This is a genomic window from Burkholderia sp. AU45274, assembly GCF_030482505.1.
Classification (GTDB): Bacteria; Pseudomonadota; Gammaproteobacteria; order Burkholderiales; family Burkholderiaceae; genus Burkholderia.
In genome coordinates this window covers 700584-711771 of record NZ_JAUJQE010000002.1, presented here as the reverse complement: position 1 = coordinate 711771, position 11188 = coordinate 700584, and the positions used below count along the sequence as shown (strand labels likewise).

Below are 11188 nucleotides of genomic sequence, written 5' to 3'. Positions count from 1 at the left end.
ACGCGTGGCAGGAGAAAAATTTTCTACATCCGGACGAACCCGGAGAGCCCGTTACTTTACATTTCGCTAAAATTCCATAGCGCCGTGCGCCGGAACCGGTGCCACGTACGATCGCACGCGGCGGCCCCCAGCCGTCTCGCCCAGAAAGCACTAAAAGGAACTGACCAATCCATGGACGTCCAGACCGACCAAGCTGCGCTGTCCGCGCATGACACCCGGCGGCGCGTGTTCGCCATCGTCGGCGCCTCGTCGGGCAACCTCGTCGAGTGGTTCGACTTCTACATCTACTCGTTCTGCGCGCTGTACTTCGCGCCGGCATTCTTCCCGAGCGGCAACACGACGACGCAGCTGCTGAACACGGCCGGTGTGTTCGCGGCCGGCTTCCTGATGCGCCCGATCGGCGGCTGGCTGTTCGGCCGCATCGCCGACCGCCACGGCCGCCGCAACGCGATGATGATCTCGGTGCTGATGATGTGCGGCGGCTCGCTCGTGATCGCGGTGCTGCCGACCTATGCGCAGATCGGCGCGCTCGCGCCGGCGCTGCTGCTGATCGCGCGGCTGTTCCAGGGGCTGTCGGTGGGCGGCGAATACGGCACGAGCGCGACCTACATGAGCGAGGTGGCGCTGAAGGGCCGTCGCGGCTTCTTCGCGTCGTTCCAGTACGTGACGCTGATCGGCGGCCAGCTGTGCGCGCTGCTCGTGCTCGTGATCCTGCAGCAGACGCTGTCGGCCGACGAACTGAAGGCGTGGGGCTGGCGCATTCCGTTCGTGGTCGGCGCGGCGGCCGCGCTGATCTCGCTGTACCTGCGCAAGTCGCTCGACGAGACGTCGACGACCGCATCGCGCGACAAGAAAAACGCGGGCACGATTCGCGGCGTGTGGCAGCACAAGGGCGCGTTCTTCACGGTGGTCGGCTTCACGGCCGGCGGCTCGCTGATCTTCTACACGTTCACGACGTACATGCAGAAGTACCTCGTGAACACGGCCGGCATGCATGCGAAGACGGCCAGCAACGTGATGACCGTCGCGCTGCTCGTCTACATGCTGATGCAGCCGGTGTTCGGCGCGCTGTCCGACAAGATCGGCCGCCGCACGTCGATGATCCTGTTCGGTTCGTTCGCGGTGATCGGCACGGTGCCGCTGATGCATGCGCTGAAGGACGTGACGAGCCCGGTGGCCGCATTCGTGCTGATCACCGTCGCGCTCGCGATCGTCAGCTTCTACACGTCGATCAGCGGGCTGATCAAGGCCGAGATGTTCCCGCCGGAAGTGCGCGCGATGGGCGTCGGCCTGTCATATGCGGTCGCGAACGCGATCTTCGGCGGTTCCGCCGAGTACGTCGCGCTGTGGTTCAAGTCGATCGGCAGCGAGGAAACCTTCTACTGGTACGTGACCGTGCTGTGCGCGATCTCGCTGCTCGTGTCGTGGCGGATGCGCGATCCGAGCAAGGAGGGGTATCTGCGTCACGAGCCGTGATCGGCTGCGCAGTGTGCGCATCGAGCGCATTCGCATCATGACGAACGTCCCGCCATCCGGCGGGACGTTTTTTTGCGGCATGCGATTACGCGGGCGGAGGCGTCGCGTGGTCGGGCGCCGGATCGGATGCGCTCGACAGGCTGCCTTGCTCGACCAGCCATTCGAACATCCGCTCGACGATCGGCGAGCGCGACGGGCCTTCCATGCGCGACAGCCACCACGTGGTGCCGGGCAGGCGCGGGTAATCGGCGAGCACGGTCAGCGTGCGCTGGTCGATGCCTGCCTGCGCGACGAGGCGCGGCAGGCACGCGATGCCGCGGCCGCGCAGCACGGCGTCCAGCACGAGCCGCTGGTCGTCGTAGATCGCATGCATCCGGAATGCCGACAGCTGCTCGCGAAACACCGTCGCGAGACGCTCGTCGGTCAGGCTGGCTTCGAGACAGATGACGCCCGCGTGCTGCGGGTGCGCGTCGCGCGGCACGCGTTCTAGTTGTTCCGCCAGCGGCGTCGCGCACACCGTCACCCATTCGTCCCGCATGAACGGGATATCGAGCAGGCCGGGCTGCAGCATCGGCCGCGTGCCGATCGTCATGTCGACGTCGATCTCGTCGACGTAGCGCGCGGTTTCGTCGGTCGACAGCAGCGGGCACAGGTCGGGCAGCGCGTGCTGCAACTGCTCGAGGCGCGGCTGCAGCCAGCCGTGCAGCAACGGCGCGGGACACACGAGCACGACGAGCCCCGGGTTCAGGTAGGTCGCGATGCGGTCGAGGCCGCCGCGCAACGTGTCCATCGCGCGCTGCACGCTGCGCTGCAGGACCTCGCCGGCGATGGTCAGTTCGACGCCGCGGCCGCGCCGGCGGAACAGCGGCTGACCGAGTTGCGCTTCGAGCTGCTGGATCTGATGGCTGATCGCCGATTGCGACAGGTGCAGCTCGTCGGCCGCGCGCGAGAAATTACCCAATCGGGCCGCGGCTTCGAAGCCGGTCAGCAGTTTCAAGGAAGGAACGCGTTGCATCGAGGTATGAGGCAGATTGATTGATTCGGCCAAGAAATATCAATATTCATCAAGTTTAACCTGACGCACAATCGGCCATCAATCACAACGGAGGCTGAACGATGGGTCGCTTTGATGCTCGCCAGCGCGGTTACCGGATGCCCGCGGAATGGGAATCCATGGATGCCACGTGGCTCGGATGGCCGGTTCTCCACGATCGCGAGGATCTGTGGGGGAGCCACTACGCGCAGGTGTGCCGCGAATTCGCGCTGGTTGCGCGGACGATCGCCCGCTACCAGCGCTGCGTGGTGACCGCGCACCACAGCCAGGCCGACGCCGCGCGCGAGATGGTCGGCGCGAGCGTCGACGTGCTGCCGGTCGCGGCCGAGGACAACTGGCTGCGCGACTGCGGGCCGGTCTTCCTGGTGAGCGAACAGCGCGGGCTGGGCGCGGCCGTGTTCCGCTTCAACTGCTGGGGCGAGAAGTACCAGCCGTACGACGGCTGCCAGCAGGCCGGGCAGGACATCGCCCGCGCGGCCGGCGCCGAGATCTTCAATTCGCACCTGGTGCTGGAGGGCGGCGCGTTCTACGTCGATGGGCAGGGCACGCTGGTCACCACCGAGAGCTGCCTGCTGCATCCGAATCGCAATCCGCACCTGAGCCGCGCGGAAATCGAAACTGAGCTGCGCCGCATGCTGGGCGTCGAGAAGATCATCTGGCTGCCGGGCAATCCCGACGAAGTGGAGACGAACGGGCACGTGGACGGCATCGCGTCGTTCATCGCACCCGGCCGGATGCTGTGCCAGACCGCGCTGCCGGAGCAGGGCGACTATTTTCACGTGATGCGGGAAAACCGTCGCGCGCTGGAGCTGGCGACCGACGCGGCGGGGCGTCGCTTCGAGCTGCTCGACCTGCCGTCGCCGATCGTCACCGAACGCTTCGGCTCCGAGCGCTACTGCGATTGCTACGCGAACTACATTCTGGTGAACGGCGCGGTGATCGTGTCCGCGTTCGGCGTCGAGCAGGATCAGGCCGCGCGCGAGGCATTCGGTCGCGCGTTTCCCGGGCGCAACGTGGAGATGCTGCCGATCCCGACGTTGTCGGTCGGCGGCGGCAGCATCCACTGCTCGACGCAGCAGCAGCCGTGCGTCGCGAACTGAGCGACGTTTCGTCAGCGGTTTCCGGTTCGACCGAGGAGCAATCGCAATGCCGTCCAAACACATTACCGTCGCCGCCGTCCAGATGGCGTCGGGCAGCTGGAATCTCGAAGACAACATGGCCACCGCGGAGCGCCTGATCCGCGCGGCCGCCGCACAGGGCGCGAATCTCGTGCTGTGCCCGGAGCTGTTCGCGATGCCGTATTTCTGCCTCGACCAGAACGTGCGTCATCTCGAACTCGCGCAGCCGTTCGAAGGCAACGCGCAGATCGCCCGTTTCGCGGCGCTGGCCGGCGAGCTCGGCGTCGTGCTGCCGATCGGCTTCTTCGAGCGTGCGGGCAATGCCGCGTACAACTCGATTGCCGTCGCGGACGCGGACGGGCGCGTGCTCGGCGTCTATCGCAAGACGCATATCCCGGACGGGCCGGGCTATACGGAGAAGTTCTATTTCACGCCGGGCGACACCGGCTTCAAGGTGTGGGACACGCGCTTCGGCCGGATCGGCATCGGCATCTGCTGGGACCAGTGGTATCCGGAGACGGCGCGTAGCCTCGCGCTGATGGGCGCCGAGATCCTGTGCTTTCCGACCATCATCGGCTCGGAGCCGTTCAGCAGTGCGTTCGATTCGTCCGGCCACTGGCAGCGCACGATGCAGGGCCACGCGGCCGCCAACATGGTGCCGGTCGTGGCCGCGAACCGGATCGGCCGCGAAGTCGGCTTCGGCAACGGCAATCCGGCGCAGCAGGGGCTCACGGGCGTGTTCTACGGGTCGAGTTTCATCGCGGATCACACCGGCGAGAAGCGGGCCGAGGCGAACCGCACCGATGAAGCCGTGCTCGTACACACGTTCGATCTCGACGCGATTCGCGCCGACCGGCAATCGTGGGGCTTTTTCCGCGATCGCCGCCCGGAGATGTACCGCACGTTGCTGACCAGCGACGGCGTGTCGTCGTGTTATCGATGAGGGAGGCCCGATGAAACGGAAAGGAGGGTTGCGCTTCGTGGTGCCGGGCCTCGCGCTGTGCGTGCTGGCCGGCACGGCCCGCGCCGACGAAGAGAAGGTGCTGAACCTGTACAACTGGAGCAATTACTTCGCGCCGGATACGCTGGCCGGCTTCGAGAAGGAAACCGGCATCAAGGTGCGCTACGACGCGTACGACAGCGACGAGACGCTGCAGTCGAAGCTGCTGACCGGCAACAGCGGCTACGACCTCGTGTGGCCGACCAACGACTTCATGGCCAAGCAGATCCAGGCCGGCGTGTTTCGCAAGCTCGACAAGAACCGGCTGCCGAACCTGAAGTATCTCGATCCGTCGCTGCTGAAGCAGATGGCGCAATCCGATCCGGGCAACCAGTATGGCGTGCCGTACATGTGGGGCACCGTGGGCGTCGGCTACGACCGCGCCAGGGTGCGCGCGATCCTCGGCAAGGACATGCCGGCCGACAGCCTCGACCTGCTGTTCAAGCCGGAGATCGCGGCGCGCGTCGCCGCGAAGTGCGGGCTGGGCCTGCAGGATTCCGCGAGCACCGTGCTGCCGCTGGCGCTGCGCTATGTCGGCCGCGATCCGATGCACCCGTCCGCGCAGGACTATGCGGCCGCGCAGGCGATGCTGATGAAGATCCGGCCGTTCATCCGCGAGTTCGTCAATTCGTCCGATGCCAACGAGTTGATCGACGGCGAGCTGTGCGTGACGGTCGGCTTCTCCGGCGCGATCAACCTGGTCGCGCAGAAGGCGAAGGCGCGCGATCCGAAACGCGACGTCGTGTACGACATTCCGCGGATCGGCACCCTGATGTGGTTCGACGCGATGGTCATCCCGGCCTCCGCGAAGCATCCGGACAACGCGCATGCGTTCATCAACTACATCCTGCGTCCGGACGTGATCGCGAGGATCTCGAATTCGACGCGCTACGCGAATGCGAACCAGGGCGCGCTGAAGCTGATGGACCCGGCGCTGGTACGCGATCCCGGCATTTATCCGGACGAGGCGACGCGGCGCACGCTGTTCACGCCGATCGCCGAATCGCCGGCCGCGATGCGTGTGGAAGGCCGGACCTGGCTCGGTTTCAAGACGGCGCGGCCGTGACCGCGCATCACGAAGCCGCCGAACGATTGAAACAACCGAAGCAAACGAAGCAACCGGCAAGCGAAAGAGGAATGCCATGACAACGAGACGTCAACTGTTGCAACGCGGCCTGTCCGTATCGGGGGCGGCGCTGGCCGCCGGCGCGCTCGGGGGGGTGCTCGGCCGCGCCGCGCACGCGCAGCAGGGCGCAACCTGGCACATGCCGGACGAGGGCGCGCCGCACACGGCGACCTGGATGGCGTTCGGCCCGAGCGAGGACATCTGGGGCGCGCGGCTGTTGCCCGTTGCGCGCGCGAACCTGGCCGCGATCGCGAAGGCGATCGCCGCGCACGAGCCGCTCAAGATGCTGGTGCGCGAGCAGGACTATGCGATCGCATCGCGGCTGTGCGGTTCATCGGTCGAGCTCGTCCAGCACCCGGTCGACGATCTGTGGATGCGCGACACGGGGCCCGTGTTCGTGAAGAACGCGTCGGGCCAGCTCGGCGGCGTGAGCTTCAATTTCAACGGCTGGGGCAACAAGCAGGAGCACGACCAGGACGCGGAAGTCGCGCCGTTCGTGGCGGAGCGCGCCGGTGCGCGGCTGCTCGACACGCGGCTGGTGCTCGAAGGCGGCGGCATCGAGGTGGACGGCGAGGGCACGGCGATCATCACGCGCAGCTGCGTGCTCAACCGCAACCGCAATCCGGGCGTCAGCCAGGCACAGTGCGAGGCGGAGCTGAGCCGGCTGCTGGGGCTGAAGAAGATCATCTGGTTGCCGGGCATCGCGGGCAAGGACATCACCGACGGGCATACCGACTTCTATGCGCGCTTCACGAGCCCGGGTGTGGTGGTGGCCGGGCTCGATACCGATCCGTCTTCATACGACCACGCGGTGACGCGGCAGCATCTGGAGATCCTGCGGAAATCCACCGATGCAAAGGGCCGCCCGTTGAAGGTCGTCGTGCTGCCGGGGCCGAAGTCCGTCCGGCATCAATACGAGAACGATGAGTTCGCGGCCGGCTACATCAACTTCTACGTGTGCAACCGCGCGGTGATCGCGCCGGCGTTCGGCGACAGCCGCGCCGACCGCAATACGCGCGACACGCTCGTCGACCTGTTTCCGGGGCGCGAGATCATCCAGCTGAACATCGACGGCATCGCCGCGGGCGGCGGCGGCATCCACTGCACGACGCAACAGCAGCCGGCCTGAGCACGGCCGCGGGCCGGCATGTGTGACCGGCCCGTACGACCGTAGCAGGCAGCAGTTCATTCCGGACTACTGAAAACAATGCGGAGTCCGTCTTGCGAGACGGAAGCCGGCGTGCACGCGTGCGCGCCGACCGCACAAAGGAGTTGAAACATGACGAAACGACGTACCCATGCGAGCACCGGCAAGCGCATGCAGCGCACACCCGATAACGGCCGGCGCGGCTTCATCCGATATTCGGCCGCCTTTCTCGGCGTGCCGCTGCTGGGCAGCCTGACCGCTTGCGGTGGCGGTGGCGATGGTGCATCCGGCGCGGCTTCCACGTCGCCAGGCACGACATCTGGCACGACGCCGTCGACGCGGCAGGTCAAGTACAGGCTGCCGGCCGAAGATGCGCCGCACGCGTCGACCTACATGGCTTTCGCGTCCGGCGCGGATGGCATCTGGAGGCCCGTCACGCCGCAAAGCACGGATGCCGGCATCGACCGCGTGCGGGCCGACTTGATGGACGTCGCGAAAGCGATCGGCGCGACCGAACCGGTCGACATGCTGGTGCTGCCGGCCGATCTCGACACGGCCCGCGCGCTGCTCGCGACCGCGAGCGTCGCGAACCCCGACCTGCACGCGCGCTATGCGGCACGCGCCGCGGGAGCCGGCGGGATCAACCTCGTGCCGCTCGCCGACGGCTTCAACGATTTCTGGGTGCGCGACACGGGGTGCCTGTTCGTCAGGGATACGACGAACGGCGATGCGCTGAATGCGGTCGGCTTCAATTTCAACGGCTGGGGCAACGCGAATACCGACGGCGCCGGCATGAGCCCGGGCGCGACGGTCCCGCCGGAAGTCGCGGCCGCGAGCAACCGGTCGAAGGCGGGCAAGTTCTTCCAGCCGTTCAGCCGCGACAACGCGATGGCGGACTGGATGGCGCAGCGGAAAGGCGCAAACCTGATCCGCAGCACGCTGACGCTCGAAGGCGGCGCGATCGAATTCGACGGCGACGCGACGGCGATCCTCACCGAATCGTCCGTGCTGCACGTGAACCGGAATCCGCAGCTGTTCGACATCCCGAACGGCGTGATCGCGAATGCGACGCTGCTGCCGACGGCGAAAGACACGGTGCTCGCCGAACTGCAGCGCACGCTCGGCGTGCGGAAGATCATCTGGCTGCCCGGTACGGCGACCTATCCGCGCGGCAGCGGCGCGGGCGGCGCCGGCGGCGCGGCGACCCCGGCCGGCGAGACCGACATCACGAACGGGCACGTCGACTTCTACGCGCGCTTTCTCGCGCCCGGCGTGGTCGCGTGCTGTTACGACGCGTCGAATTCGACCGGCGAGCGCGCATTGACGGACGCGAACCGGCAACGGCTCGCCGGCCAGACCGATGCGAACGGCCGGCCGCTGCAGATCGTCGAGCTGGTGCCGCCGGTCAATTTCGGCACGTCGGCCGGCACCAGCCTGACCGACCGGCAGATGACGAATTTCGCGGCCGGCTATATCAATTTCTACGCCTGCAACGGTGCGATCGTCATGCCGAAGTTCAACGACGCGGCGGCAGATGCGGCTGCAGTTGCCGCGATCCGGCCGTATGCGGGGAACCGGTCGATCGTGCAGGTCGACATCCTCGGCATCGCGTCGGGCGGCGGCGGCATCCACTGCTCGACGCGGGAGGTGCCGGCGTGAGCGAATCCCGTCATATCGATATTGAAATCGATTCGTTGTCCAGGACGGGCGAATTCCTTAATCTGGGCCTGTAGTTCGTGTGACACCTCCTTGACTGGGATTCGCGCCCGCTGCTTGCAGCGGGCGTCTTTTTTGGTGCGCTGCGTCTCACGCCGGTCTCGGCGGAATTGGTCGCGCCCGTCGGCTCGCCTGTGCTGGCTGCTGCATGTCCGCGCGACGGTCCTGATCGGCCGGGCCGGTGACGGTTTGATGACATGCCATGTCAAGAAGAGAAGCGCTCGTGACGGCCGTCACGCAGAAGGCGCCGGGGGCGAGCACCTTCGCGGACACCATTCACGCGCCGGCCTGGCGCGTGAAACCGTCGTGGTACCAGATCTCGAGCGAAGACCGGATGATCGCGCCGGAGAACCAGCAGCGGATGTCGGCGCGGATGGACGCGCGCAAGGTCATCACGCTCGATGCAAGCCATGCGTCGCTCGTGTCGAAGCCGGTGGCGGTCGCAGCATTGATCGACGAGGCGGCGACCGCGCTCGTCGGGTGATGTAGCGGCAGGACACGGCGCGGTGCCGCGCTCCGGGCCTGTGCGGCAACGCGCATCTCGTCGCGAAGCGACGGGTCTTCACCCCTTCCATACGCCAACAGTTTCCTGTCCGCAAGCGGCGTCGCATGCAGCCGGTTCGTGTGCGATTTGACTTCCCGCGTTCTCGGTGAAATGCGACGCCGTGACGAGAAGTCGAATTCGAAAACCCGAGCAACATGTCGATGCGCGATCTTGCGCGGCCCACTCATGTTCGAAAGCGGGGATCGGACTTTTCTTATTTTTAACGCTGATAAATGGCGGGTTGTCAATATTATCTGGTTCACATGGCCATTTGGATTAGAAATAATCCAATCAATTGTTAATTTCCAGGAGTCTGTACGATGCGCGATACCGAATCGCCAGTGGTACGTGCATCCTGCTTGCAGCTCAAGTTCGATGAACCAGGCCTGCCGGTCGCGATCGTCGTCACCCGAGGGGAGGATAAAAGGAGTTCATATTTCTTACTCGTACTATTTGAGAAAAATTTACGGGCCAATAGAATTGCGATGTCGTCGTTTTTCGGGATAAAAATTCATTTATTCGAGAGGGCGCGATGCGATCTTTATTTCGGGAATTTGAGCTCCTCCGGAAATTCCTGAGTCGATCGGACTGTTTTCGAAAAATCATTCATTTGAGAGGAATTCCAAAGATGAAAATGAACTTGCTTCGGGGTTGCGTTGCAGCAGGCATCGCCAGCGCTGCGCTGGTACCGTCGCTTGCCCACGCGTTCGACGGCGAGCTGGCCTTCTACGGCAGCATCTCCGACGTGACCTGCAACGTCAACGGCCAGGCACCTGGCTCCAGCAATCGGCAAGAGGTACAACTTGGCGATCGCATCAACCCGGCCATGTTCGACGTGATCGGCAAGACGTCGAATGACGTCGAGTTCAGTGTCAAGATCGGCGGCAATACGGGCTGTACCAACGGCACGAAGGTCGTGATGGAATTCGATCCGGTGTCGGTCAACATCAACCCGTCGACCGGCAACCTGAAGCTCATCGGCACCAAGCCGGCGGAGGGGATCGAAATCCAGATCAAGGACGCGGGTAACACCAAGAACGGCAAGATCATGCTCGGCACGCCGCAGACCGACCCGCAGATCGCGACCGTCGCGAACAACACCGCGACCCTGACCTACAAGGCGGCATACGTGTCGACGGCCTTGCCGGCTGGCATCAAGACCGGTTCCGGTAACTCGTTCATCCGGTACATACTCGCTTATCACTGATCGGTCTCGTTCCCATTACACGTCATGACATTGTCAATTCGGATTCCTTATCCAAGAGTCGTGGCCGGTGTCGTGGCGTGGGCTGCCTGCGCCACGCTGGCGCAGGCGGCTCTACTGCTGAACGGTACCCGCGTGATCTTTCCCGAGCGGGCTCGCGACGTGACGGTCCGGATGGAAAATTCCGGTACGGAACCGGTGCTCGCGCAGAGCTGGATCGACGATGGTCGCGTCGACGTTCCGCCCGAGAAGATGCGCACGCCGTTCGTCGTTGCGCCGACACTGGTGCGCGTCGAAGCCGGGCGGGGCGCCGTATTGCGCATCACGAACATGCAGGCGTCGCTGCCCACCGATCGCGAATCGGTGTTCTGGCTGAATGTGCTCGAGGTGCCGACGGTGCAGCAAGACGCGGACAACCAACTGCGCTTTGCCTTCCGAACCCGTATCAAATTGTTCTACCGGCGCCTCGGCGCTGGCGAACGACGTCGGGATGGCGGAGAACAAGCTGGTCTGGAAGGTGGCTGACGGTGCGGCGCATGCGGGCAGGCACCCGGTCGCGCTCGAGGTGTCCAATCCGACGCCGTATTACGTGTCGTTCGGCAAGGTCGAGGGCGAGGTTGGCGGCGCTTTCGTCGAGGCCGGTGGCGGGATGGTCGAGCCGTTCGGTGCCCAGCGCTTTCCGTTGCCGGGCGTCATGCCGTCGCAACGCCCGACGACCGTGCGCTACATGACCATCGACGACTACGGCGGCCGCAGCACGATAACAAAGAAACTGACCGACTGAGCAGTTTTTTCACGCAACG

Annotated in this window: 10 protein-coding genes and 1 pseudogene; 10 read left to right on the top strand and 1 reads right to left on the bottom strand. The window is 65.2% G+C overall.

Annotated features, from left to right (window positions below; genetic code table 11):
• The first annotated feature begins 171 nt into the window (after positions 1–171).
• The gene (locus QZM35_RS11950) at positions 172–1476 is read left to right on the top strand and encodes an MFS family transporter (RefSeq protein WP_089425357.1); all 1305 of its coding nucleotides are present in this window, start codon (positions 172–174) and stop codon (positions 1474–1476) included.
• A gap of 85 nt (positions 1477–1561) precedes the next feature.
• On the opposite strand, the gene QZM35_RS11945 is transcribed toward QZM35_RS11950, so the two are convergent.
• Positions 1562–2491, bottom strand: coding sequence for a LysR family transcriptional regulator (locus tag QZM35_RS11945; protein WP_301775967.1), 930 nt, complete (start codon positions 2489–2491; stop codon positions 1562–1564).
• Between the two features lie 101 nt (positions 2492–2592).
• Here QZM35_RS11945 and QZM35_RS11940 point away from each other — a divergent pair, with 101 nt between their 5' ends.
• From QZM35_RS11940 to QZM35_RS11900, 9 genes and pseudogenes are all read left to right on the top strand, one after another.
• Positions 2593–3630: an agmatine/peptidylarginine deiminase gene (locus tag QZM35_RS11940; protein ID WP_301775966.1), complete on the top strand. Its 1038-nt coding sequence runs from the start codon at positions 2593–2595 to the stop codon at positions 3628–3630.
• Positions 3631–3676: 46 nt separating this feature from the next.
• Complete coding sequence (gene aguB, locus QZM35_RS11935) at positions 3677–4591, top strand: N-carbamoylputrescine amidase (protein ID WP_089431036.1); 915 nt, start codon at positions 3677–3679, stop codon at positions 4589–4591.
• A gap of 10 nt (positions 4592–4601) precedes the next feature.
• Positions 4602–5714: a polyamine ABC transporter substrate-binding protein gene (locus tag QZM35_RS11930; RefSeq protein ID WP_301775965.1), complete on the top strand. Its 1113-nt coding sequence runs from the start codon at positions 4602–4604 to the stop codon at positions 5712–5714.
• Between the two features lie 76 nt (positions 5715–5790).
• Positions 5791–6903 carry an agmatine/peptidylarginine deiminase gene (locus QZM35_RS11925; protein ID WP_301775964.1) on the top strand — a complete coding sequence of 371 codons (1113 nt, stop codon included), beginning with the start codon at positions 5791–5793 and terminating at the stop codon, positions 6901–6903.
• Positions 6904–7053: 150 nt separating this feature from the next.
• Complete coding sequence (locus QZM35_RS11920; RefSeq protein ID WP_301775963.1) at positions 7054–8580, top strand: agmatine/peptidylarginine deiminase; 1527 nt, start codon at positions 7054–7056, stop codon at positions 8578–8580.
• Between the two features lie 271 nt (positions 8581–8851).
• Positions 8852–9121: pseudogene (locus tag QZM35_RS11915) on the top strand (alpha/beta fold hydrolase); the annotation flags it as partial.
• Between the two features lie 592 nt (positions 9122–9713).
• Positions 9714–10388 carry a fimbrial protein gene (locus tag QZM35_RS11910; RefSeq protein WP_301775962.1) on the top strand — a complete coding sequence of 225 codons (675 nt, stop codon included), beginning with the start codon at positions 9714–9716 and terminating at the stop codon, positions 10386–10388.
• A 60-nt stretch (positions 10389–10448) separates the two neighbouring features.
• On the top strand, positions 10449–10910 hold the full coding sequence (locus QZM35_RS11905; RefSeq protein WP_301775961.1) for a fimbria/pilus periplasmic chaperone: 462 nt from the start codon (positions 10449–10451) through the stop codon (positions 10908–10910).
• The gene (locus QZM35_RS11900) at positions 10876–11169 is read left to right on the top strand and encodes a molecular chaperone (RefSeq protein WP_301775960.1); all 294 of its coding nucleotides are present in this window, start codon (positions 10876–10878) and stop codon (positions 11167–11169) included. Before QZM35_RS11905 ends, QZM35_RS11900 begins: the two co-directional genes overlap by 35 nt.
• Positions 11170–11188 lie beyond the last annotated feature (19 nt).